Origin of the sequence: Streptomyces sp. NPDC023723, from assembly GCF_040639815.1 — a bacterium.
Lineage (GTDB): Bacteria > Actinomycetota > Actinomycetes > Streptomycetales > Streptomycetaceae > Streptomyces.
The window spans coordinates 20,706-45,459 of record NZ_JBFAAP010000052.1; the positions used below are offsets into that span (position 1 = coordinate 20,706).

The following is a 24,754-nucleotide window of genomic DNA, read 5'->3' on the forward strand; positions in this document are numbered from 1 at the left end:
GAAGCCGTACCGCGAGCACGCCATGAGGAAAGGGTTGACCGTCATGCCAGAGCACACGCCATTCGCGAGCCGCAGAGGGCCGCTGGCCGGGAACACCGGGCCGCTCGCCAGCCGCCGGGGGCTGCTGTTCGGCGCCGCCGCGGTGTCCGCCGGGGCCTTCCTCACCGGGTGCACCAGCAACGAGCCGGACGACGACGAGGGGGCGGGCGCGAGCACCCAGCCCGCCGCCGACGACAAGCCCGGCAAGCAGGTCACCATCGGCTACGCCGGTCCGCTCGCCGACCACGGCTGGCTCAACGCCGTCAACGACCAGGCCAAGGGGCGGGCCGAGAAGTACTCCGACGTCACCCTGGAGGTCACCGAGGGCTCCAACGACACCGCCCAGCAGATCGGCCAGATCGAGACCCTCATCAACAAGAAGGTCGACGTCCTGGTGGTGCTGCCCGCCGACGGCAAGGCGCTCACCCAGGTCGGGCTGAAGGCGATGCGGGCCGGCATACCCGTGGTCAACCTCGACCGGATCTTCAACACCCCGCAGGCGTACCGCTGCTGGGTCGGCGGCGACAACTACGGCATGGGCCTCAACGCCGGGCACTACATCGGCGAACAGCTCAAGGGCAAGGCGAACGCCCGGGTCATCGAGCTGGCCGGCATCGACAACCTCGAACTGACCCGGCAGCGCACCAAGGGCTTCGACGACGCCCTGAAGAACTACCCGAACATCAGGAAGGTCGCCCGCCAGGCCGCCGACTTCACCGTCGAGTCCGGGCAGGCCAAGATGGCCCAGCTGCTCCAGGCCCAGTCGTCGTTCGACGCGCTGTGGAACCACGACGACGACCAGGGCGTGGGCGCCCTGCGGGCCATCGAGCAGGCCGGCCGGGACGGCTTCCTGATGGTCGGCGGCGCGGGCGCGCTCTCCGCGTTCCAGGCCATCGAGCAGGACAACGGCGTCCTGAAGGCGACCGTCCTCTATCCGCCGACCATGGCCGCCTCCGCGATCGACCTCGCTCGCGCGCTCGGCCAGGGCAAGGGCGTCGGCGGCCTCGCCGAGTTCGAGATCCCCTCGTCGCTGACGTGCTACTCGGCCGTCGTCGACAAGAACAACGTCGACCAGTACATGTCCACCGGCTTCAAGTGACCGGCCGGCGTGCCGCCCCGGGGACCTGACCAGCCCCGGGGCGGGGACCGAACTCCCTGGTCCGGCCGGGCGCGGGGACCGTGCCCCACCGCACCACCACGACGAGGAGGACATCCGCATGGGACAGCCGCAGCAGCCCGAGGGGGCCGGGCCGGGCACAGCGCCCGCCGGGGCCGGGGCGCCGGCGAGCAGACCGCCGTTGCGGGTCGGCATGGTCGGCTACGCCTTCATGGGCGCCGCCCACTCCCAGGGCTGGCGCACCGCCGGACGCGTCTTCGACCTGCCGCTGAACCCGGTACTGGCGGTGATCTGCGGGCGGGACGCCGACGCCGTCCGCGGCGCGGCCGACCGGCACGGCTGGGCGGCGGCCGAGACCGACTGGCGGGCCCTGGTGGCACGCGACGACGTCGACCTCGTCGACATCTGCACCCCCGGCGACAGCCACGCCGAGATCGCGCTGGCCGCGCTCGCCGCCGGCAAACACGTCCTGTGCGAGAAGCCGCTGGCCAACACCGTCGCCGAGGCGGAGGCGATGACCCGCGCCGCCGAAGCGGCCGCCGCCCGCGGCCAGGTGGCGATGGTCGGCTTCAACTACCGCCGGGTGCCCGCCACCGCGCTGGCCCGGCGGATGGTCGCCGAGGGCCGGATCGGCCGGCTGCGGCACGCCCGGGTGACGTACCTCCAGGACTGGCTGGTCGACCCGGCCGCGCCGCTGACCTGGCGGCTGCGCAGGGAACTGGCCGGCTCCGGCGCGCTCGGCGACCTCGGCGCCCACGTCGTCGACCTCGCCCAGTACCTGACCGGCGAACGGCTGGCCGGGGTCTCCGCCCTCACCGAGACCTTCGTCCGGGAACGCCCCCTTCCGGGCGGGTCCGGGACGGGAGGCACCGGCGAGGTCACCGTGGACGACGCCGCCGTCTTCACCGGCCGCTTCCCCTCCGGCGCCCTCGCCTCCTTCGAGGCCACCCGGTACGCCACCGGCCGCAAGAACGCCCTGCGCGTCGAACTCAACGGCGAACAGGGGTCGCTGGCCTTCGACCTGGAGCGGCTCAACGAGCTGTCCTTCCACGACGGCACGGAGCCGGACGAGCGGGCCGGCTTCCGCCGCATCCTCGTCACCGAACCCGGCCACCCCTACCTGGACGCCTGGTGGCCGCCCGGCCACGGCCTCGGCTACGAGCACACCTTCGTCCACCAGGCCCGCGACCTGGTGCACGCCGTCGCGGCGGGCCGCGCACCCGAGCCGTCCTTCGCCGACGGACTCCAGGTGCAGCGGGTGCTCGCCGCGGTGGAGGAGAGCGCCGCGAAGAACGCCGTCTACACCCCCATCGCCCCCTGAGGAGGCCGGCAGCGACATGCCACGCGACTTCACTCTCTTCACCGGCCAGTGGGCGGACCTGCCCCTGGAGGAGGTCTGCCGGCTCGCCCGCGACTTCGGCTACGACGGACTCGAACTCGCCTGCTGGGGCGACCACTTCGAGGTCGACAAGGCCCTCGCCGACCCGGCCTACGTCGAGGGCCGCCACCGGCTCCTCGACAAGTACGGCCTGAAGTGCTGGGCGGTCTCCAACCACCTGGTCGGCCAGGCCGTCTGCGACGCCGTCATCGACGAACGGCACGAGGCGATCCTGCCCGCCCGGATCTGGGGCGACGGCGACCCGGAGGGCGTACGGCAGCGCGCCGCCGCCGAGCTCAAGGACACCGCGCGGGCCGCCCGCCGGCTCGGCGTCGACACCGTCATCGGCTTCACCGGCTCCGCCATCTGGCACCTGGTCGCCATGTTCCCGCCCGTCCCCGAGTCCATGATCGAACGCGGCTACCAGGACTTCGCCGACCGCTGGAACCCGATCCTGGACGTCTTCGACGCCGAGGGCGTCCGCTTCGCCCACGAGGTTCACCCCAGCGAGATCGCCTACGACTACTGGACCACCCAGCGCGCCCTGGCGGCCGTCGACCACCGTCCCGCCTTCGGCCTCAACTTCGACCCCTCGCACTTCGTGTGGCAGGACCTCGACCCGGTCGGCTTCCTGTGGGACTTCCGCGACCGGATCTACCACGTCGACTGCAAGGAGGCCCGCAAGCGCCTCGACGGCCGCAACGGCCGGCTCGGCTCCCACCTGCCCTGGGGCGACCCGCGGCGCGGCTGGGACTTCGTCTCGGCCGGACACGGCGACGTGCCCTGGGAGGATGTCTTCCGGATGCTGCGCGCCATCGACTACCGGGGCCCCGTCTCCGTCGAGTGGGAGGACGCCGGCATGGACCGCCGCCAGGGCGCCCCCGAGGCGCTGACCCGCCTGAAGACGTACGACTACGAGCCGCCCAGCGCGTCCTTCGACGCGGCGTTCGGCCACTAGGGGGCTTCTGACGGCTCTCCGCGGCGTCGCGACGCCCGGTGCAAGCCCCCTGGCCCGATGTCCGTTCCGGGGTGACGGCGCACCCCGGCGTCCGCACCGCACGTTCTACGCACCCACCCGTACGGCACACCCGTTCCCGGAGGGACCTCGTGCACAGAACCAGGCTCAGAAGCACCAGGAGCACCAGACTCCGCACCTCCCTCGCCCTCTTGACCGGCCTGCTGTTGGCCGTGGGCGCCCCGGCCACCGTCGCCGGCGCCCGTCCCGGACCTCCGGCGGCCGCGGAACCGGCCGCCGCCGAGGGGCAGTTCCAGCAGGTGCCGCTGGCCAAGGGCGAACCCGAGACGGGCGAGCCGATGTCGCTCGCCGTGCTGCCGGACCGCAGCGTCCTGCACACCTCCCGGGACGGCACCCTGCGCCTCACCGACCAGGGCGGTGTCACCAAGGTCGCCGGCCGGATCCCGGTCTACAGCCACGACGAGGAGGGCCTCCAGGGCGTCGGCATCGACCCGGACTTCGCCACCAACCGGGCGATCTACCTCTACTACGCGCCGCCGCTGGACACCCCCGAGGGCGACGCCCCGGAGAACGGCACCGCCGCCGACTTCGCCAAGTCCGACGGCGTCAACCGGCTCTCCCGGTTCGTCCTCAGCCCCAACGGCACCCTGGACCCGGCCAGCGAGAAGAAGGTCCTGGACGTCGCCGCCTCGCGCGGCATCTGCTGCCACGTCGGCGGTGACATCGACTTCGACGCCGACGGCAACCTCTACCTCTCCACCGGCGACGACTCCAACCCGTTCGCCTCGGACGGCTTCACCCCGATCGACGAGCGGCCCGACCGCAACCCGGCCTTCGACGCCCGCCGCAGCTCCGGCAACACCAACGACCTGCGTGGCAAGATCCTGCGCATCAAGGTCGCCGAGGACGGCTCGTACACGGTCCCGGACGGCAACCTCTTCGCCCCCGGCACCGAGAAGACCCGCCCCGAGATCTACGCGATGGGCTTCCGCAACCCGTTCCGGATGAGCGTCGACGACGAGACCGGCACCGTCTACGTCGGCGACTACGGCCCCGACGCGGGCGCGGCCGGCCCGAACCGGGGCCCGGCCGGACAGGTCGAGTTCGCCAAGGTGACCAAGGCCGCCAACTTCGGCTGGCCGTTCTGCACCGGCGACAACGACCCGTACGTCGACTACGACTTCGCCACCGGCACCTCCGGTGCGCCCTTCGACTGCGCCGCCCCGAAGAACACCTCGCCGCACAACACCGGCCTGGCCGACCTGCCTCCCGCGCAGGCCGCCTGGATCCCGTACGACGACGACTCGGTGCCCGAGTTCGGCACTGGCTCCGAGTCCCCGATGGCCGGCCCGGTCTACCGCTACGACCCCGACCTGGACTCCGAGGTGAAGTTCCCCGAGGAGTACGACGGGGACTTCTTCGCCGGTGAGTTCGGCCGCCAGTGGATCAAGCGGATCGAGCAGAACGGCGACGGCACGGTCGCGTCCATCAAGGACTTCCCGTGGACCGGCACCCAGATCATGGACATGGAGTTCGGCCCGGACGGCGCGCTCTACGTCCTCGACTACGGCCTGTCCTGGTTCCAGGGCGACGACGACTCCGCGCTCTACCGGATCGAGAACGCCGAGGACGGCTTCTCGCCGATCGCCGAGGCGAGCGCCGACAAGACCTCCGGCGCGGCCGGCCTCCGGGTCAGGTTCACCGGCTCGGCCACCGACGCCGACTCCCCGGACCTCGGCTACGGCTGGGACTTCGGCGACGGCACCACGGGCACCGGGCTCACCCCCACCCACCGCTACAAGAAGGCGGGCACCTACAGCGCGACCTTCACCGCCAAGGACCCCGAGGGCAACACCGGCACCGCCGGCGTCCGCATCGTGGTCGGCAACACCGAACCCGAGGTGAGGATCGACATACCCGGCAACGGCGCCCTGGCCGCCTTCGGCGAGCCGGTCCCCTTCGAGGTGACAGTCACCGACCCCGAGGAGACCGTCGACTGCTCCAAGGTCAAGGTCGTCTACAGCCTCGGCCACGACCACCACGCCCACGAGCTGACCAGCGAGACCGGCTGCCAGGGCACCCTCACGCCGCCCGCCGGGGACGGCGGACACGACCCCAACGCCAACATCTACGGCGTCGTCGGCGCCGGCTACACCGACGGCGGCGCGAACGGCCAGGAGGCGCTGACCGGCACCGCCCGCACCGTGCTCCAGCCGCCACACCGCCAGGCCGAGCACTTCACCACCCAGCAGGGCGTCTCGGTCATCGGCAAGACCGGCGCCAACGGCGGCAAGACCGTCGGTGACGTCAACGACGGCGACTGGGTCTCCTTCAGCCCCTACAAGTTCGACGGGCAGCGGAAGCTGACCGTCCGCGCCTCCTCCGGCGGCGCCGGAGGCTACGTCGAACTGCGCACCGGCTCGCCCACCGGTCCGCTGCACGGCTCGGCCTACATCCCGCCGACCGGCAGCTGGGAGACGTTCCAGGACGTCGACGTACCGCTGCGGGCGCTGCCCAGGAAGACCACCGACATCTACCTCGTCTTCAAGGGCGGCGACGGCGCGCTGTTCGACGTGGACGACTTCGAGTTCTCCAAGCAGTCCTACCGGGACGGCAAGAAGGTCCTGGTCTTCTCCAGGACGGCCGGCTTCCGGCACGACGCGATCCCCGAGGGCATCGCCGCGCTGAAGGAGATCGGCACCCCGGCCGGCATCACCGTCACCGCCACCGAGGAGGCGGGGCAGTTCACCACCGCCAACCTCGCCAAGTACGACGCGGTCGTCTTCCTCTCCACGACGGGTGACGTACTGAACGCCGGGCAGCAGGCGGCGTTCGAGAACTACGTCCGGGGCGGTGGCGGCTACCTGGGCGTCCACGCCGCCGCCGACACCGAGTACGACTGGCGGTTCTACGGCGCACTGGTCGGCGCCTACTTCGACTCGCACCCGGCCCAGCAACAGGCCACCGTGCGGGTCGAGGACCACGACCACCCGGCCACCGCCCACCTGGACGACACCTGGGTGCGCACCGACGAGCTGTACAACTACCGCACCAACCCGCGCGACCGGGTCAAGGTCCTCGCCACCCTCGACGAGACCACCTACCAGGGCGGCACCATGAAGGGCGACCACCCGATCGCCTGGTGCCAGAGCTACGAGGGCGGCCGCTCCTTCTACACCGGCCTCGGCCACACCAAGGAGTCCTACGCCGAGGAAGCCTTCCGCGCCCACCTGCTCGGCGGCCTCCAGTACGCAACCGGCCAGGTCAAGGCCGACTGCAAGCCCGACCAGGGCTACCGGAAGATCTTCAACGGCCAGACCCTGGACGGCTGGAAGCAGGCCGGCCCCGGCACCTTCGACGTCAAGGACGGCACGCTGGAGTCCAACGGCGGCATGGGCCTGCTCTGGTACCAGGCCAAGGAGCTGAAGTCGTACTCGCTCAAGCTCGACTGGAAGATGCGCGGCGACGACAACTCCGGGATCTTCGTGGGCTTCCCGGCCTCCGACGACCCCTGGTCCGCGGTGAACAAGGGCTACGAGATCCAGATCGACGCGACGGACGCGGCCGACCGCACCACGGGCGCCGTGTACTCCTTCAAGTCGGCCGACATCAAGGCCCGCGACCAGGTGCTGCGCCCGCCCGGCCAGTGGAACTCCTACGAGATCAAGGTCCAGGGCGAACGCCTCCAGGTGTTCCTCAACGGAGTCAGGATCAACGACTTCACCAACACGGACCCCGAGCGGAGCCTGACCGACGGCTACCTCGGTCTCCAGAACCACGGTGCCGCCGACAAGGTCTCCTTCCGGGACATCCAGCTGAGGGAACTGCCCTCCTAGCCCCCGCGGGGCCACCGGACGGCGGCGGGCGGGGGACGCCGGACCCCCGCCCGCCGTCACCACCCGGACCCTCCGGGGCATCGCCCGGTTCCCCCGGGATGCCACCCCGACGCGTTCGACAAGGAGGCTGCCCATGTCCGCGTCCCCTTCCCCTGCCTCTTCGCCCTCGTCCGCCGCTTCCCGTACCGGGGTGTGGCTGATCGGCGCCCGCGGTTCCGTCGCCGCCACCGCGGTGGCGGGCTGCGCCGCCGTGACCGCCGGTCTGCACCGGCCGACCGGCATGGTGACCGAGACACCTCCCTTCACCGGCTCCGCCCTCCCCGCCCTCTCCGCCCTCGTCTTCGGCGGCCACGACACCGTGGACTGCCCCCTTCCGAAACGGGCCGAGGCGCTGGCCGCCGGGGGAGTGCTGCCCCCCGGCCTGCCCGCCGCGGTCGCCGCCGAACTCGCCGCCGCCGACCGGGAGATCCGCCCCGGCGGCCCGCTGCCCGGCGACACCCGGTCCGCCGGGGAACTCGTCACCGCCTTCGCCGCCGACATCCGTGACTTCGTCCGCCGCTCCGGGGCGGCCCGCGCGGTGGTCGTCAACGTGGCCTCCACCGAGCCGCTCGCCACCGGCCGGGACCTGCCGCCCAGCTCCCTCTACGCGGTGGCCGCCCTGCGCGCCGGCTGCCCGTACGTCAACTTCACCCCCTCCACCGGGCTGCACCACCCGTCCCTGGCCACCGAGGCGGCGGCCGGCGGCCTGCCGCACGCCGGCCGCGACGGCAAGACCGGCCAGACTCTGCTGCGCTCGGTCCTCGGCCCGATGTTCACCCAGCGGGCGCTCACCGTCCGGGCCTGGTCCGGCACCAACCTCCTCGGCGGCGGTGACGGCGCCGCCCTCGCCGATCCGGCCGCCGCGGCGGCCAAGAACGCCGGCAAGGAACGCGTCCTCGCCGACACCCTCGGCGCCACCGTCGAGGGCGAGGTCCACATCGACGACGTCCCCGCGCTCGGCGACTTCAAGACCGCCTGGGACCACATCGCCTTCGACGGCTTCCTCGGCACCCGCATGATCCTGCAGACCATCTGGCAGGGCTGCGACTCCGCCCTCGCCGCGCCCCTCGTCCTGGACCTGGCCCGCCTCGTCGCCCGCTCCCACGAACTGGGCCTGACCGGCCCGCTGCGCGAACTGGGCTTCTACTTCAAGGACCCGGTGGGGGACGGGCCGTCCGGCCTGGGCGACCAGTACGCGGAACTCCTCGGCTTCGCGCACCGTCTGAGGGGGCGGCCGCCGGGCGACGACGCGACCGAGCGGGTTGGCCCTGCCGATCCCGCTGCCGACTCTGCTGACTCTGCTGACTCCGCCGGCGCTGGGGAGCGCCGGTGAGGCGGGCGACCGGCGCGAGCGTGGGCGCGAGTACGAGTACGAGTACGGGCACGGGCACGGGTGTGGGCGTTGTGCGGGACGCGGCATCGGGCCGTGCGACGGAGCCGGACGTCCCGGACGCCGGCGCCCCCGGGCCGGTCACCTCCCGGACCAATGCCGAAGCACAAGCCCACTCCCGCCCCCGCATCCGCACCGGCCCCCGCACCGGCACCGGCCCCCGCACCCACGCCCGTGCCCGTGTCCGTGCCTGGGCCGAGCTCCTCCGCCTGCCGGCCCTGTTCACCGTCCCCGGCGACGTGCTGGCCGGCGCCGCGGCGGCCGGTGTCCGGCCCGGGTACCGCACCCTGCTCTCCATCGGTTCCTCCGTCTGTCTGTACGAGGCCGGCATGGTCCTCAACGACTGGGCCGACCGCACCGAGGACGCCGCCGAACGCCCCCACCGCCCCCTTCCGTCCGGCCGGGTGAGCCCGGCCGCCGCCCTCACCGCCGCGTGCGCCCTGACCGGTGCCGGCCTGGCCCTCGCCGCCGGCGCCGGCCGCCCCGCCCTCACGGTGGCCGCACCCCTCGCGGCGACCGTCTGGGCCTATGACCTGGCCCTGAAGCACACGCCCGCCGGCCCGGTCGCCATGGCCGGGGCCCGTGCCCTGGACCTGCTCCTCGGCGCCGCCACCGCGGGCCGCGCCCGCCCGGCGCTGCCCGCCGCCGCCCTCCTCGGCACCCACACCCTCGCGGTCACCGCGGTGTCCCGCCGGGAGACCACCGGCGGATCGGCACTCGCCCCGCTCGCGGCCCTCGCCACCACCGCCGTACTCACCCGGCTGGTGACCCGGCCGCCCGTCCGACTACCGGCAGGCCGACTACCGGCAGGCCGACGGGAAGCAGCCTCCCGCGGCCTGCCGGGCCGCACCCCGGCGCCCCGGCCCGGGTCGGGCCGGTCAGCCGCCTCGTGGCCCACCGCGTGCCTCGGCGCGGCCTACGCCGCCACCGCCGCCCGCCCCGACTTCCACGCCGCCCTCAACCCCTCACCCCCGCTCACCCAACGGGCCGTCGGCGGTGGCATCCGCGCCACGATCCCCCTCCAGGCCGCCCTCACCGCCCGCTCCGGCGCGAGCGCGCTGGGTCTGCTGATCGCCGGGCTCGCCCCGCTGGGCCGGCGGTTCGCCGGGAAGGTGAGCATCACGTGACGCCGCCCGCCGCACCGCAGGACGCCGTCGTCGCCCCGCTCCGCTTCGGTTACGGCACCAATGGTCTCGCCGACCTCCGCCTGGACGACGCCCTCCCGCTCCTCGCCGACCTCGGGTACGACGGGGTCGGACTGACCCTCGACCACATGCACCTCGACCCGCTCGCCCCGGACCTGGCCGCCCGCACCCGCCGGGTCGCGCACCGGCTGGACGTCCTCGGCCTGGGGGTCACCGTCGAGACCGGCGCCCGCTATGTCCTCGATCCGCGCCGCAAACACGGCCCCTCCCTCCTCGATCCCGACCCGGACGATCGCGCCCGCCGTACCGACCTGCTGCTCACCGCCGTCCGGGTCGCCGCCGACCTCGGCGCGCACGCCGTCCACTGCTTCAGCGGCATCACCCCGGACGGCACCGGCACCCGGGTGGCATGGGAACGGCTGACCGCCGCCCTCGCCCCGGTGGTGGCTGCCGCCGCCAGCGCCGGCGTCCCGCTCGCCGTCGAGCCCGAACCCGGTCACCTCCTCGCCACCCTGGCCGACTTCCACCATCTGCGCCGCGCCCTCGGCGATCCCGAGCCGTTCGGTCTCACCCTCGACATCGGCCACTGCCAGTGCCTCGAACCCCTCCCGCCCGCCGACTGCGTCCGCGCCGCCGGTCCCTGGCTGCGGCACGTCCAGATCGAGGACATGCGCCGCGGTGTCCATGAACACCTCCCGTTCGGTGACGGGGAGATCGACTTCCCGTCCGTCCTCGCGGCCCTCGGCGCCACCGGCTACCAGGGCCTGACCGTCGTCGAACTGCCCCGCCACTCCCACGCCGGCCCCCACTTCGCCGCCCACTCCCTCCCGTTCCTCCACCGGGCGGCGGCCTCCGCCGCCGTCCCCACCACCCGAACCACCACCACCCGGCCCCCCACCACCACCGACCATCTCCCAGCGCCGGCCGCCCCACCCCCAGGCGTGCCCTCCGCCACCCCACAAGGGAGCACGCCATGACACGACCGCACGCCACCCACCCCACCCGGCGCCCGGAAGACCCCGGCGCCGCCCGGGGCCGGGGCACCGACGCCGCGCGGGACGACAGCCGGGACGACACCCCGGACGATGCCTGGCAGCAGGGCGCCGGTCCCGCTCTCACCCCGCCCCCCGACCTGCGTGCCGCCGTCACTGCCCGGCTCGGCACCGCCGCCCGCCGCTGGCTCGACCAGGCCCTCGACGAGGCCGCCACCCATCCCGGCGGCCACGGCCCGATCTCCGTGTGGGAACTGCGCCTCGCCGAGGCCGGCCGCCGGTGCGGCCCCGGGCACGCCGACGCCGTCCGCGTCCTGATCCTGCACGCGGCCCGCGCCGACGCCGACATCCTGGCCCGGGTCTACCACCAGGGCACCGCCGACGAACGCCGCGCCGTCCTGCACGCCCTGCCGCACCTGGTGCCCGGCCCCGACGCCCGCCCGCTCGTCGAGGACGCCCTGCGCAGCAACGACACCCGGCTGCTGGCCGCCGCCGTCGGCCCGTACGCCGCCCGGCACCTCGGTGACCACCAGTGGCGGCACGCCGTGCTGAAGTGCCTGTTCACCGGCGTCGGTGTCGGCCGGGTGGCGGAGCTGGACCGCCGGGCCCGCAGGGACGCCGAACTCGCCCGGATGCTCGCCGACTACGCCGCCGAACGTACCGCCGCCGGCCGGCCAGTCCCCGAAGACCTGCACCGCGTCCTGGCCCTGACCGAACCGGCGACCGAGTCGCCCGGCCCGGCAGACCCCCACGGCAAGGAGTCCTGATGCGCATCTTCGACCCCCACATCCACATGACCTCCCGGACCACCGACGACTACGAGGCCATGTATGCCGCAGGCGTCCGTGCCCTCGTCGAACCCGCCTTCTGGCTCGGCCAGCCCCGCACCTCGCCCGCCGCCTTCCGCGACTACTTCGACTCCCTCCTCGGCTGGGAGCCCTTCCGGGCCGCCCAGTACGGCATCGCCCACCACTGCACGATCGCCCTCAACCCCAAGGAGGCCAACGACCCGCGCTGCCTCCCCGTCCTCGACGAACTGCCCCGCTACCTGCTCAAGGACCGCGTCGTCGCCGTCGGCGAGATCGGCTACGACGCGATGACCCCCGCCGAGGACACCGCGCTCACCGCCCAGCTCCAGCTCGCCGCCGACCACGGCCTGCCCGCGCTGGTGCACACCCCGCACCGCGACAAGCCGGCCGGGCTGCGCCGCACCCTCGACGTGGTCCGGGAATCCGCGCTCCCCGTCGACCGGGTCCTGGTCGACCACCTCAACGAGACCACCGTCGAGGAGGCCAAGGAGGCCGGCTGCTGGCTCGGCTTCTCCGTCTATCCGGACACCAAGATGGACGAGGCGCGGATGGTCGCGATCCTGCGCGCGTACGGCCCGGACCGGGTGCTGGTGAACTCCGCCGCCGACTGGGGCCGCAGCGACCCGCTCAAGACCCGTAAGGTCGCCGATCTGATGCTCGCCGAGGGCTTCGACGAGGACGACGTGGACCGTGTGCTGTGGCGCAACCCGGTCGCCTTCTACGGGCTCAGCGGACGCCTCGAACTCGAGGTCACGACGCCCGACGCCACCCACGAGGGCAACTCGATCCTGCGCGGCGGTGAGTGAGCGATGCGCTTCCGGCACCCGGACGGCTCCGTCGTCCACCTCGCCTACTGCACCAACGTGCACCCCGCCGAGACCCTCGACGGCGTCCTCGCCCAACTCCGCGACCACTGCGAACCCGTGCGCCGCCGGCTGGGCCGCGACCGCCTCGGCATCGGCCTGTGGCTGGCCCGCGACGCCGCGCACGCCCTGGTCACCGATCCGTCCGCGCTGCGCGGCCTGCGCGCCGAACTCGACCGGCGCGGCCTGGAGGTGGTCACCCTCAACGGCTTCCCCTATGAAGGGTTCGGCGCGGAAGAGGTCAAGTACCGCGTCTACAAGCCGGACTGGGCCGACCCCGAGCGCCTGGAGCACACCACCTCCCTCGCCCGTGTCCTCGCCGGGCTGCTCCCCGACGATGTCACCGAGGGCAGCATCTCCACCCTTCCGCTGGCCTGGCGCACCGCCTATGACGACACCCGCGCCGACAAGGCCCGCGCCGCCCTGGTCACCCTCGCCGAACGCCTCGACGCGCTCCAGGAGCTGACCGGCCGCTCCATCCGCGTCGGCCTGGAACCCGAACCCGGCTGCGTCGTCGAAACGACCCGGGACGCCATCGCCCCGCTCACCGCGATCGGCCACGACCGCATCGGCATCTGTGTCGACACCTGCCACCTCGCCACCTCCTTCGAAGACCCGCACACCGCCCTGGACGCCCTCACCGCCGCCCACGTCCCGGTCGTCAAATCCCAGCTCTCCGCCGCCCTGCACGCCGAACACCCCCGTCTCCCCGAGGTCCGCGAAGCGCTCACCGCCTTCGCCGAACCCCGCTTCCTGCACCAGACCCGCACCACCACCCCGACCGGCCGCCGCCCGCCCGGCCCCGACGCCCCGAACCAGGTACCGAACGGCACCCACAACCCGGACCAGGTACGGACCGGCACCCACGCCCCGGACCACACCCTCCACGGCACCGACGACCTGCGAGAGGCCCTCACCGGGGACGCCCTGCCCGACACCTCCCCCTGGCGCGCCCACTTCCACGTCCCCCTGCACGCGGCCCCCGCCACGCCCCTCACCTCCACCCTCGACGTTCTCAAAGCCGCGCTGACCCGCCTCGTCGGCGGCCCGCACCCCCTCACCCGGCATCTGGAGGTCGAGACCTACACCTGGCAGGCCCTCCCTCCCGAACTGCGCCCCCGGGCCCGCGCCCAGCTCACCGACGGCATCGCCGCCGAGCTGACCCTCGCCCGCGGACTGCTCACCGACCTCGGCCTGAAGGAGCTGCCATGACCGGAACAGCCCGCCCCGAAGGCACCGGCACCGGCACCGGCCCCACCCCGCTCCTCGTCCTGGACGTCGTCGGCCTCACCCCCCGTCTCCTCGACCACATGCCCCACCTCAAGACGCTCGCCCAGCAGGGCTCCCGCGCGCCGCTCGGCACCGTGCTGCCCGCCGTCACCTGCGCCGCCCAGTCCACCTTCCTCACCGGCACCCTCCCCGCCGAACACGGCATCGTCGGCAACGGCTGGTACTTCCGCGAACTCGGCGACGTCCTGCTGTGGCGCCAGCACAACGGACTGGTCGCCGGCGACAAGCTCTGGGACGCCGCCCGCCGCGCCCACCCCGGCTACACGGTCGCCAACATCTGCTGGTGGTACGCCATGGGCGCCGACACCGACATCACCGTCACCCCCCGTCCCGTCTACTACGCCGACGGCCGCAAGGAACCCGACTGCTACACCCGGCCCCCGGCCCTGCACGACGAACTGACCGACACCCTCGGCACCTTTCCGCTCTTCCACTTCTGGGGACCCGGCGCGGACCTGGTCTCCAGCCGGTGGCTCATCGACGCCACCCGCCACGTCCTGCGCACCCGCCACCCCGATCTGGCCCTGTGCTACCTCCCGCATCTCGACTACGACCTCCAGCGCTTCGGCCCCGACGACCCGCGCTCCCTGCAAGCCGCCACCGACCTGGACGCGGCCATGGCCCCGCTCCTCGACGACGCCCGCGCCGAGGGACGCACCGTGGTCGCCCTGTCCGAGTACGGCATCACCCCTGTGCACCGGCCCGTGGACATCAACCGCGCCCTGCGCCGCGCCGGCCTCCTGGAGGTGCACACGCAGGACGGCATGGAGTACCTCGACCCGATGGCCTCCCGCGCCTTCGCGGTCGCCGACCACCAGATCGCCCATGTCTACGTGCGCCGCCCCGAGGACCTCGCCGCCACCCGCGCCGCCCTTTCCGGGCTGCCCGGAGTGGAGCGACTCCTGGACGACGAGGGCAAGAAGGCCCACCACCTCGACCACCCGCGCGCCGGTGAACTCGTCGCCGTCGCCGAGCCGGACGCCTGGTTCACGTACTACTACTGGCTCGACGACGCCCGCGCGCCCGACTTCGCGCAGCTCGTCGAGATCCACCGCAAACCCGGCTACGACCCGGTCGAGCTGTTCATGGACCCGCTCGACCCCTACGTCAAGGTCAAGGCGGCCACCGCGCTGGCCCGCAAGAAACTCGGCATGCGCTACCGCATGGCGGTCGTGCCGCTGGACGCCTCAGCTATTCGCGGCAGCCACGGCCGCCTGCCCGCGAGCGACGACGACGGTCCGCTCCTCATCTGCTCCACCCCCCACCCGGTCGGCGACCGCGTCGCGGCCACCGACGTCAAACGACTCCTGCTCCATCTCGCCGGACTCGACTGATGAACGGCCGCGCGCGGCCGTGAGTTCCAGCTACCGAAAGTGAAGCACGCACCACTGACAACGACCCCGGCAAGCACTTCGACAACGACCCGTCCCACCGCACCGGCATGGCATCGGGGCAGGTCACGACCGAGAAGGCAGGCACCGTGAGACCGTTCTCCGACATCTCCCGCACCGTCACGGACCGTACCCGAGGCGCCCACGGCGCCGACGGTCCCGAAGGCACCGCAGGCCCCGGCGAGGCCCTGCGCCGCAGCCTCGGTGTCGGCCGCCGCCGTTTCCTCAGCACCTGCACCGCCGTCACCGGCGCGGCCGTCGCGGCACCCGTCTTCGGCGCGTCCCCGGCCCTCGCCACGCAAGGCCGAGACGGAAGCCACGGCCACGACCACGGCCACGACCACGGCCACGGCGGTGACCTCCTCGTCCCCGCGCACAAGCGCGGCATCATCCTCTACACCGTCCGCGACGCCACCGCCCGTGACCCGCTCGCCTCCGACCTGCCCTCGGGGTTCCGGGAGGTCTTCAAGCAGCTCGCCCGCCACGGATACCGCCAGGTCGAGTTCGCCGGCTACCGCCAGCACGCCAACGCGCCCGGCGGCGCGGACCTGGAGACGGTCCAGGGCGCCCGGCTGCTGCGCTCCTGGCTCGACGACTACGGCCTGCGCGCCCAGGGCAACCACGGCTTCATCCCGCCGTCCTGGCCGCTGACCAGTGCCGACCTGGACACCTTCAAGAAGCACCTGGAGATCGCCGACATCCTCGGCATGGACCACATGGGCACCGGCGGCGACCCCACCGGCAGTTCCTACCGGGCCGACTGGGACGTCGCCGCCGACAAGTGGAACGCCCTGGGCGAGATCGCCCGCCGCGCGGGCATCAAGCTCTACACCCACAACCACGACGCCGCCTACGGTTTCCTCCTCGACGGCGGTCCGCCGGACGACCAGGGACGGCCCACCCGCAGCTCCGGCGTCCGCCGGCTGGAGTACTTCCTGAAGGTCACCGACCCCAGGGTGGTCTGGCTGGAGATGGACATCTTCTGGGCGCACGTCGCGCAGTACAAGTTCCACACCTACACGGCCCACGACGGCTCCACCCGGAAGAACGTCTTCGACCCGGCCGGTCTGGTCGCCCGCCACAACAAGCGGTATCCGCTGTTCCACGCCAAGGACGGCGTCGTGAGCACCACCAACGGCATGGGCTACGACATGGTGCCGTTCGGCACCGGTGTCATCGACTACACGACGTTCTTCTCCCGGGTCGGCCGGCGCGACTACCGCAACCCGATGATCGAGGACGACAATTCGCCGAGTGCCACCGATCCGGCGCAGTCGCTGCGCGAAGCGAAGATCAGCTACGACAACCTGGCGGCCCTGCGCAAGCGCCGTCGCTGACCCGCGCGCATGGGGCGGCCCCTCCCGCGCACCGCGGGAGGGGCCGCCCCATGCTGTCGCACACCTGGCCGGGACCGGTCAGGTCACGGCCTGCCGCCCTCCCGGTTGCCGCAGCAGCAGGGCCAGCGCCGCCGCGGCCATCGACACGCCGCCGGCCAGCGCGTAGGCGCCGTTGTAGCCCCAGGCGGCGACCACCATGGAGCCGAGTCCGCCGCCGAACAGGCCGCTGATCAGCTTGCCGCTGTAGACGAGCCCGTAGTTGGTGGCGTTGTAGTTCTCACCGAAGTAGTCCGGCGTCAGCGCGGCGAACAGCGGGTAGAACGCGCCGCCGCCGAACCCGGACAGGAACGCGAAGAACAGGAACAGCCACTCGCTCTTCAGGTCGCCGGCCCAGATCACGCCGAACTGGGCGAGTCCGAGCACCACGATGACGAACACCAGGGTCGGCTTGCGGCCCCACTTGTCCGACAGCCAGCCCACGACACCCCGCCCGACGCCGTTGATCACCGCCATGACGCCCATCGAGGACGCCGCGACCAGCGGGCCGAAACCGATCTCCTTGGCGAAGTCGACCTGGAAGGAGATACCGAAGATCGACACCCCGGCGGTCATCACGACCGAGATCCACATCAGCGGCAGCATGCCGGTGCGGATCGCCTCCTTCGGCGTGTACTGCCGTACCGCCGGCGGGTTCTTCGCGAGGCTCCCGGTGCTGGTTCCGCGGGTCGGCACGCCGACGTTCGCGGGCCACCAGTTCTTCGGCGGGTCCCTGAAGAAGAACGCGCACGCCAGGACCACGACCAGGATGTAGCAGCCGATGAGGTCCAGGACCCGGTGGTAGTTCGCGGTGTCGAAGCCGTAGTTGAAGATGAAGATGAACGGCAGCGACCCGTAGGCGAACCCGCCGTTGACGAACCCGGTGCGGGCGCCGCGCCGCTCCGGGAACCACTTGCCGACCATGTTGATGCAGGTCGAGTAGACCAGGCCGGAACCCAGGCCGCCGATCACACCGAAACCGAGAATGGCCAGCCACACGTTGTCGAGGTGGGACAGGGCCAGGAAGCTGAACAGGCACAGCAGGGAGCCGGCGTACATGGCCCGCCGGGCCGACAGGACGCCCTTCTCGCGCAGCCAGCCGGCGGGGAACGCGATGCCCGCCTGGAAGAACACCCAGACGCTCAGGATCCAGAACGTGTTGGACTGCGTCCACCCGTGCGCGTGGGACAGGGTGTCCTCGGCCGAGCCGAAGGCGTACTCGGAGACGCTGATGGCCATCATCGCGACCCATGGCAGATAGACCATGAACTTGCGGGAGTGGCCGAGGATGTCGCGGTCGGTCTCGCCCACGCGATAGACCCGGCCGTGCTCGTCGGTGATCTCTCGGTACTTCGCGCCGGCGGCCGGCGCGTTGTTTCCTGCGGCGATGGGTTCCGCCGTCATATCAGGCCATCTCCTCACCGAGCGGTTGCGGATTGGGGCGGATGCCACGGGGCTTGGGGCGGCCCGGTGGCGTCAGGAAGATCGCGATGAATCCGGCGAAGAACGAGATGCAGCCCGCCAGGATGAAGGCACCGGAGTGCCCCCAGGCGCCGACCACCACGGAGCCCATGCCGGCGCCGAGACCGGAGACCAGCTTGGAGCTGTAGACCATGCCGTAGTTGGTCGCGTTGTTGTTCTCGCCGAAGTAGTCCGCGGTGAGTGCCGCGAACATGGGGAAGATGGCGCCTCCGCCGAAGCCGGAGACCGCCGAGAAGACCAGGAACAGCGGCAGGGTCTTGGCCTCGGCCGACCAGATGATGCCGAACTGGGCCAGGCCCAGGATGACGCAGACGGCGAGCAGGCACTGCTTGCGGCCGTAGCGGTCGGAGAGCCAGCCGATGACGCCGCGCCCGGTGCCGTTGACGATCGCCTTGAGCGACATCGCGGTGGCCACGATCCCGCCCGCGAAGCCCGCCTCCTCACCGATGTCCACCTGGAAGGCGATACCGAAGATGTTCACGCCCGAGGTGCAGGCCAGGCAGAACCACATCAGTGCCACCCGGCCGGTCCGCCACGCCTCCAGCGGGGTGTACTGCTTGACCGCCGGCGGGTTCTTCGCCAGGGAACGACGGGCGCGCGGGTCCTTGGGCGGGTTCAGCGGGTCGATGTCCGCGGGCCACCAGTTCTTCGGCGGGTCCTTGAAGAACGCGCCGGCCACCGCGACCGTCGTGGCAAGGAGGACACCCACGCTGACCAGCACCCAGCGGAAGTTGGTGAGGTCCATGTAGCCGGTGAACAGGAAGACGAACGGTACCGAGCCGTAGGCGAAGCCGCCGTTGACGAAGCCGGTCTTGCCGCCCCTGCGCTCCGGGTACCACTTGCCCACCATGTTGACGCAGGTGGCGTACACCATGCCCGCGCCCATGCCGCTGAACATGCTGAAGCCTATGTAGGCGAACACGACGTGCGGCGCGAAGGCCAGCGACAGATAGCCCAGCAGGGTGCCGGTCGCGCCGAGCATCATCGCCCAGCGGGCGGGCAGTCTGCCGCTCTCCCGCAGCCGTCCGGCCGGGAAGGCCACGGCGGCCTGGAAGAACACCCAGACGGTCATCATCCAGAAGATGTGACCGCTGTCCCAGTGGTGCGCGGTGTGGAGGGTGTCCTCCGCGGAGGCGAACGCGTACTCGGCGGAGGAGATCCCCATCATGCCCACCCAGGGCAGGATCACCATCCACTTGCGCTTGCGCCCCATGATGTCGACATCACTCTCGCCAACCCGGTACACCCGGCCGTTGGCGTCCGCCACCTCCCGGTAGGGGACTGAAGCGGGTAGATCGGTTGTGGTCATGACAGTCGTACCCCTTGCGTTCGAAAGCTCTGGCCAGCGCCCCCTGTCCAATGCCTTTCGTGTGCGCACGGGTCCTGGGGCCGGCCGACGCGCACCGTCGGCCGGCCCCGCTGCGGCTCAGCTCATGTACCGCCCCCCAGCACCCCCGCCGCCCGCGCCCAGCGGTACTTCGCGCCGAGCACGGCCACCGGCTTCTCGGTCGTGTACGGGTACGCCACGACCCCGTGCTCGAAGAGGTACTGGGACGCCTCCTCGACCTCCACGTCGCCCGCGAGCGAGGCCACCACGGGCTTCTCGATGCCGCGCGCGCGGAACTCCGCCACCACCCGGGCGGTCAGTTCGGCGAACACCATGGGAGGGGTCACTATGGTGTGCCAGTAACCGAGGACCAGCGCGTGGACGCGCGGATCCTCCAGGCCCAGCCGGATCGTCGCCTCGTACGTCGACGGCGGCTCGCCCCCGGTGATGTCCACCGGGTTGCCCGCCGCGCCGAAGGGCGGGATGAACCTCCGGAAGGACGCGTCCAGGTCGGGCGGGATCTCCATCAGGGACAGCCCGTTGTCGGTCACCGCGTCGGAGAGCAGCACGCCGCTGCCGCCCGCCCCGGTGATGATGACGACGTTGTCGCCCTTGGGAGCCGGCAGCACCGGCAACGCGCGGGCGTACTCCAGCATGTCGTTCAGGCCGGGCGCCCGGATGACCCCGGCCTGGCGGAGGATGTCGTCGTACACGGCGTCGTCCCCGGCCAGCGCCCCGGTGTGCGAGCCGGCCGCCCTGGCGCCCGCGGCGGTACGGCCCGCCTTGAGGACCACCACCGGCTTCTTCGGAACGGTCGCCCGTGCGGCTGCCACGAAGGCGCGGCCGTCCTTGAGGTCCTCCAGGTGCATCGCGATGCACTTGGTGTGCGGGTCCTCGCCGAACCAGGTCAGCAGGTCGTCCTCGTCCAGGTCCGACTTGTTGCCGAGCCCGACGATCGCGGAGACGCCCGTCCTGGTGGTGCGGGCGAAGCCCAGGATGGCCATGCCGATGCCGCCCGACTGGGAGGTCAGCGCCACGCCGCCCTTGACGTCGTAGGGCGTGCAGAACGTGGCGCACAGGTCCTGCCACGTCGAGTAGTAGCCGTAGATGTTCGGCCCGAGCAGCCGGACGCCGTGCCGCTCGGCGATCGCCACGATCTCGTCCTGGAGGGCGTGTTCGCCGGTCTCCGCGAAGCCGGAGGGGATCAGGACGGCGTTGGGCACGCCCTTGCGGCCCACCTCCTCCAGGGCCGCGGCGACGAACCGCGCGGGGATCGCGAAGACCGCCACGTCCACCTCGCCTGGCACGTCCGTGACACTCCGGTACGCCTTGCGGCCCAGGATGTCGTCGGCCTTGGGGTTCACCGGATGGATGTCCCCGGCGAAGCCGCCGTCGACCAGGTTGCGCATCACCGAGTTGCCGATCTTGCCCGGCTCGTTGGAGGCACCGATCACGGCGACCGACCGCGGCCGCATCAGCCGGCCCATCGAGGCGAGGATCTCCTCGCGCGAGTACCGGCGGCGGGGTTTCACCTCGGTCTCGGAGAGGATCACCCGGATGTCGGCGGCGACCGCGCCCGTCGGCGTGGCGATCACCGGGTTGAGGTCCACCTCGGCGATCTCCGGGAAGTCCGCGACCAGCTCGGAGACCCGGCGGATCTGCTCCGCCACCGCCCACCGGTCCACGCCCTGCTGCCCGCGCACCCCGCGCAGCACCTCGGCCGCCCGGATCGAGTCCAGCATCGACAGCGCCTCGTCCGCGTCCACCGGCGCCAGCCGGAACGTGACGTCCTTGAGGACCTCGACCAGCACCCCGCCGAGCCCGAACGCCACCACCTTCCCGAACGTCGGATCGGTCACCGCGCCGACGATGACCTCCTGTCCCCGCGGCAGCAACTCCTGGACCTGCACGCCCTGGATGCGGGCGGTCGCGTCGTACGCTCGGGCGTTCGCCACGATCCGGTGGAACGCCGCGCGGACGTCGACGGCGCCTTCGACGCCGACGACCACACCTCCCGCGTCGGTCTTGTGCAGGATGTCCGGCGAGACGATCTTCATCACGACGGGTCTGCCGAACCGCGCGGCGCACGCCACCGCCTCGTCCACGTCGGTGGCCAGTTCCTCGCCCGGTACGGCGATCCCGTACGCGTCGGCGAGCACCTTGCCCTCGGGTGCGGTGAGCGCGGCTCGCCCCTCGGCGCGCACCGCGTCCAGGAGCGCGCGCACCCGCGCGGTCCGGTCCTCGGCCATCACCTCAGATCACCCCGTTCGACTTGAGCAGCCGCAGTTCCTCGTCACCGAGGCCCAGCTCACCGACGTAGACCTCTTCGTTGTGCTCGCCCAGCAGCGGGGAAGCGGCCACCTCCACGGGGGAGTCGGAGAGCTTGAGCGGGCTGCCGACGGTGACGAACTCGCCGCGCTCGGGGTGCGGGACGCGGACCACCATGCCGTTGTCGGCCAGCGACCGGTCCTCGATGATCTCCTTGGTGGACAGGATCGGCCCGCACGGGATGTTGTGCGCGTTCAGCCGCTCCAGCACCTCCCACTTGGGCAGCGTGGCCGACCACTCCTCGATCAGCTGGAACATCTTGTTCAGCTTCGGCAGCCGGGCCGCCGGAGTCGCCCACTCGGGGTCGTCGGCCAGCTCCGGCCGGCCGATCAGCTCGGTCAGCGGCTGCCAGCCGGCCGGCTGCACGATGACGTACACGTAGTCGTTGGGGCCGCCCGGCGCGCACTTGACCGCCCAGCCGGGCTGGCCGCCGCCGGACGCGTTGCCGGACCTGGGAACCTCGTCGCCGAAGTCCTCGTTGGGATATTCGGCGAGTGGACCATGGGTCAGGCGCTGCTGGTCGCGCAGCTTCACCCGGCAGAGGTTGAGCACCGCGTGCTGCATGGCCACGTTCACCCGCTGCCCGCGCCCGGTGCGCTCCCGCTGGTACAGCGCCGCGAGGATGCCCGCCACGGCGTGCACGCCCGTGCCCGAGTCCCCGATCTGGGCCCCCGTCGCCAGCGGCGGCCCGTCCTCGAAACCGGTGGTGGACATCGATCCGCCCATGGCCTGCGCGACGACCTCGTACGCCTTGAAGTTGGTGTACGGGCCCTCGCCGAACCCCTTGATGGAGGCGTAGACGATCCGCGGATTGATCTCCTTGACCCGGTCCCAGGTGAAGCCCATCCGGTCCACCGCGCCCGGCCCGAAGTTCTCGACCATGACGTCCGAGCGCCGGATCAGCTCGGTGAGGATCTCCTTGCCGCGCTCGGTCTTGGTGTTGAGGGTGATGCTCCGCTTGTTGCAGTTGAGCATCGTGAAGTAGAGGGAGTCGACGTCCGGCAGGTCCCGCAGCTGCTTGCGGGTGATGTCACCGGTCGGCGCCTCCAGTTTGACCACGTCCGCGCCGAGCCAGGCGAGCAGCTGGGTGGCGGAGGGGCCGGACTGGACGTGCGTCATGTCCAGGACGCGGATGCCCTCAAGAGCCTTCGCTGTCACGGGCGATCACCTCACTTGTACATGGTCTGGTTCATGGTTCCGGGGGCGTACGCGTCCGGGTCGACCCAGACGTTGATCAGCGACGGCTTGCCGGACTCGCGGGCCCGCAGCAGCGCGGGGCCGATGTCGGCGGGGTCCCGCACCTCCTCGCCGTGGCCGCCGAGCATGCGGGCGAACTGGTCGTAGGGGACGTCGCCGAGGGTGTTGCCGACCCGCTCGCGGGCCTTGCCGTACTTGGCGGCCTGGCCGTAGCGGATCTGGTTCATGGAGGAGTTGTTGCCGACGATGCCGACGAAGGGGAGGTCGTAGCGGACGAGGGTCTCGAAGTCCCAGCCGGTCAGCGAGAAGGCGCCGTCGCCGAAGAGGGCGACCACCTCCTTGTCGGGCCGGGCCTGCTTGGCGGCCAGCACGAAGGGGACACCGACGCCGAGGGTGCCGAGCGGTCCCGGGTCCATCCAGTGCCCGGGCGACTTGGGCTGCACGACCTGCCCGGAGAAGGTGACGATGTCGCCGCCGTCGCCGATGTAGACCGAGTCCTCGGTGAGGAAGTCGTTGATCTCGCTGACCAGCCGGTACGGGTGGATGGGGGAGGCGTCCGACCGGAGCTGCGGCAGCCGCTTCTCGAGCGCCGCCCGCTCCGCCGCGCGCAGTTCGTCCAGCCACTCCTTGCGCCGGGCCGCGCCGCCGTTCAGCCGTCCGGAGGCCGCCTCGGTCACCGACTTGAGCACCAGCCCGGCGTCTCCGACGATGCCGAGGTCGATGTCGCGGTTCTTGCCGACCGTGCGGTAGTCCAGGTCGATCTGCACCACCGTCGCGTCCGGCGAGAGCCGCTTGCCGTAGCCCATGCGGAAGTCGAAGGGAGTACCGACGATCACGATGACATCGGCGCCGGAGAAGGCGTAGCGGCGGGAGAGCTGGAAGTGGTGCGGGTCGCCGGGCGGCAGGGTGCCGCGCCCCGCGCCGTTCATGTACGCCGGGATGTTCAGCGTGCGCACCAGCTCGACGGCCGCCTCGGTGCCGCGGGTCGTCCACACCTGGCTGCCCAGCAGGATGGCGGGCTTCTCGGCGTGCGTCAGCAGGTCGGCGAGCCGCTCGATGGCCGCCGGGTCGCCGGCCGAGCGGGTCGAGGCCCGGTAGCCGCCGGCCTTCGGCACCCGTGCCTGGTCCACCGGCACCTTCGCGTCGAGCACATCGCGCGGTATCTCCAGGAAGGAGGGCCCGGGCGCGCCGTGGTAGCACTCGCGGAACGCCATCGACACCAGGTCGGCGGCCCGCGCGGTGGACGGCACGGTGGCCGCGAACTTGGTGATCGGCGTCATCATGTCGACGTGCGGCAGGTCCTGGAGGGACCCCATCCGGTGCTGGCTGAGGGCGCCCTGGCCGCCGATCAGCACCATCGGCGACTCGGCGCGGAAGGCGTTGGCGACGCCGGTGACGGCGTCGGTGGTGCCGGGCCCCGCGGTGACGACCGCGCAGCCGGGCTTGCCGGTGACCCGGGCGTACCCGTCGGCGGCATGCGCGGCGACCTGCTCGTGGCGGACGTCGACGACCTCGATGCCCTCGTCCACGCAGCCGTCGTAGATGTCGATGATGTGGCCGCCGCAGAGGGTGTAGATGCGGTCGACCCCTTCGGCCTTGAGTGCCTTGGCCACGAGGTGACCGCCGGATATGACGTCCTGGGACTGGGTGTCCTCGGGCATGCGAAGTCTGTCCCTTCCATGAGGGGGTGGGGCGCTCTCGCGGTAGATTGCATACAGTCGACGAATACTGTATGAAGCTTGTTATCCCGCATCCGGTGGGTGGTGTCCAGGGGGCGTACGG

Annotated in this window: 17 protein-coding genes; 12 read left to right on the plus strand and 5 right to left on the minus strand. The window is 72.0% G+C overall.

Going from position 1 to position 24,754, the window contains the following annotated elements:
* The first annotated feature begins 43 nt into the window (after nucleotides 1-43).
* The 12 genes from AB0G32_RS33225 to AB0G32_RS33280 all read left to right on the plus strand — a co-directional run bounded on the left by AB0G32_RS33225 (nucleotide 44) and on the right by AB0G32_RS33280 (nucleotide 16,602).
* Nucleotides 44-1,138: a substrate-binding domain-containing protein gene (locus tag AB0G32_RS33225; RefSeq protein ID WP_361171990.1), complete on the plus strand. Its 1,095-nt coding sequence runs from the start codon at nucleotides 44-46 to the stop codon at nucleotides 1,136-1,138.
* Between the two features lie 118 nt (nucleotides 1,139-1,256).
* Nucleotides 1,257-2,477 carry a Gfo/Idh/MocA family oxidoreductase gene (locus AB0G32_RS33230; RefSeq protein WP_361171993.1) on the plus strand — a complete coding sequence of 407 codons (1,221 nt, stop codon included), beginning with the start codon at nucleotides 1,257-1,259 and terminating at the stop codon, nucleotides 2,475-2,477.
* 16 nt (nucleotides 2,478-2,493) lie between these two features.
* Nucleotides 2,494-3,492 (plus strand): sugar phosphate isomerase/epimerase family protein, encoded by a 999-nt coding sequence (locus AB0G32_RS33235; RefSeq protein WP_361171996.1) that lies wholly within the window; start codon nucleotides 2,494-2,496, stop codon nucleotides 3,490-3,492.
* 149 nt (nucleotides 3,493-3,641) lie between these two features.
* Complete coding sequence (locus AB0G32_RS33240; protein ID WP_361171998.1) at nucleotides 3,642-7,346, plus strand: ThuA domain-containing protein; 3,705 nt, start codon at nucleotides 3,642-3,644, stop codon at nucleotides 7,344-7,346.
* A gap of 133 nt (nucleotides 7,347-7,479) precedes the next feature.
* A complete protein-coding gene (locus AB0G32_RS33245) occupies nucleotides 7,480-8,718 on the plus strand; it encodes an inositol-3-phosphate synthase (RefSeq protein ID WP_361172001.1) in 1,239 nt (412 codons plus the stop codon).
* Between the two features lie 185 nt (nucleotides 8,719-8,903).
* Complete coding sequence (locus AB0G32_RS33250; protein WP_361172051.1) at nucleotides 8,904-9,902, plus strand: SCO3242 family prenyltransferase; 999 nt, start codon at nucleotides 8,904-8,906, stop codon at nucleotides 9,900-9,902.
* Complete coding sequence (locus tag AB0G32_RS33255) at nucleotides 9,899-10,897, plus strand: sugar phosphate isomerase/epimerase family protein (RefSeq protein ID WP_361172004.1); 999 nt, start codon at nucleotides 9,899-9,901, stop codon at nucleotides 10,895-10,897. The genes AB0G32_RS33250 and AB0G32_RS33255 overlap by 4 nt, the downstream gene beginning before the upstream one ends.
* On the plus strand, nucleotides 10,894-11,679 hold the full coding sequence (locus tag AB0G32_RS33260) for an EboA domain-containing protein (protein WP_361172007.1): 786 nt from the start codon (nucleotides 10,894-10,896) through the stop codon (nucleotides 11,677-11,679). Before AB0G32_RS33255 ends, AB0G32_RS33260 begins: the two co-directional genes overlap by 4 nt.
* Nucleotides 11,679-12,527, plus strand: coding sequence for a TatD family hydrolase (locus tag AB0G32_RS33265; RefSeq protein ID WP_361172010.1), 849 nt, complete (start codon nucleotides 11,679-11,681; stop codon nucleotides 12,525-12,527). Before AB0G32_RS33260 ends, AB0G32_RS33265 begins: the two co-directional genes overlap by 1 nt.
* Nucleotides 12,528-12,530: 3 nt before the next feature.
* Complete coding sequence (gene eboE / locus AB0G32_RS33270; protein ID WP_361172013.1) at nucleotides 12,531-13,796, plus strand: metabolite traffic protein EboE; 1,266 nt, start codon at nucleotides 12,531-12,533, stop codon at nucleotides 13,794-13,796.
* Nucleotides 13,793-15,208, plus strand: a complete 1,416-nt coding sequence (locus AB0G32_RS33275) for a nucleotide pyrophosphatase/phosphodiesterase family protein (RefSeq protein ID WP_361172016.1) — start codon at nucleotides 13,793-13,795, stop codon at nucleotides 15,206-15,208. The genes eboE and AB0G32_RS33275 overlap by 4 nt, the downstream gene beginning before the upstream one ends.
* A 245-nt stretch (nucleotides 15,209-15,453) precedes the next feature.
* Nucleotides 15,454-16,602, plus strand: coding sequence for a sugar phosphate isomerase/epimerase family protein (locus AB0G32_RS33280; RefSeq protein ID WP_361172054.1), 1,149 nt, complete (start codon nucleotides 15,454-15,456; stop codon nucleotides 16,600-16,602).
* Between the two features lie 78 nt (nucleotides 16,603-16,680).
* On the opposite strand, the gene AB0G32_RS33285 is transcribed toward AB0G32_RS33280, so the two are convergent.
* The 5 genes from AB0G32_RS33285 to AB0G32_RS33305 form a co-directional block, all read right to left on the minus strand.
* Nucleotides 16,681-18,042 carry an OFA family MFS transporter gene (locus AB0G32_RS33285; protein WP_361172019.1) on the minus strand — a complete coding sequence of 454 codons (1,362 nt, stop codon included), beginning with the start codon at nucleotides 18,040-18,042 and terminating at the stop codon, nucleotides 16,681-16,683.
* Between the two features lies 1 nt (nucleotide 18,043).
* On the minus strand, nucleotides 18,044-19,429 hold the full coding sequence (locus AB0G32_RS33290; protein WP_361172021.1) for an OFA family MFS transporter: 1,386 nt from the start codon (nucleotides 19,427-19,429) through the stop codon (nucleotides 18,044-18,046).
* Between the two features lie 122 nt (nucleotides 19,430-19,551).
* Nucleotides 19,552-21,696, minus strand: coding sequence for an acetate--CoA ligase family protein (locus AB0G32_RS33295; RefSeq protein WP_361172024.1), 2,145 nt, complete (start codon nucleotides 21,694-21,696; stop codon nucleotides 19,552-19,554).
* Between the two features lie 4 nt (nucleotides 21,697-21,700).
* The gene (gene frc, locus AB0G32_RS33300) at nucleotides 21,701-22,933 is read right to left on the minus strand and encodes a formyl-CoA transferase (protein ID WP_361172027.1); all 1,233 of its coding nucleotides are present in this window, start codon (nucleotides 22,931-22,933) and stop codon (nucleotides 21,701-21,703) included.
* An 11-nt stretch (nucleotides 22,934-22,944) separates the two neighbouring features.
* Nucleotides 22,945-24,633: a thiamine pyrophosphate-binding protein gene (locus AB0G32_RS33305; protein WP_361172030.1), complete on the minus strand. Its 1,689-nt coding sequence runs from the start codon at nucleotides 24,631-24,633 to the stop codon at nucleotides 22,945-22,947.
* Nucleotides 24,634-24,754 lie beyond the last annotated feature (121 nt).